Source organism: Stenotrophomonas sp. SrG (assembly GCF_050031795.1).
Lineage (GTDB): Bacteria > Pseudomonadota > Gammaproteobacteria > Xanthomonadales > Xanthomonadaceae > Stenotrophomonas > Stenotrophomonas rhizophila_A.
The window spans coordinates 1-247 of the sequence record NZ_JBNBBE010000721.1; the positions used below are offsets into that span (position 1 = coordinate 1).

Below are 247 nucleotides of genomic sequence, written 5' to 3' on the forward strand. Positions count from 1 at the left end.
TCTCACCGCTGGTGGTGAAGGGCTTCGGTGGCCAGGCCCGGCGGCAGGGCACCGCCGAGTTCCGTGACCGCGAAAATGCCAGCCTGCGCTTTGCGATCGTCGCCATCGACCTGACCTTCGTGCCCGAGGCCGATCCCACCACGCCGGGCGCCGCCAAGCCGGTGCCGGTGCCGCTCAACGAAGCGCGCATGGGCCTGGCCGGCACGCTCAAGAACTGGGCGGCGGTCGGCACGGCCTCGGTGGAGCG

General features: G+C 72.1%; 1 protein-coding gene. It reads left to right on the forward strand.

Going from position 1 to position 247, the window contains the following annotated elements:
- On the forward strand, positions 1–247 hold a 247-nt coding region (locus tag ACQG3P_RS21470), incomplete at both ends, for a hypothetical protein (RefSeq protein WP_426806184.1).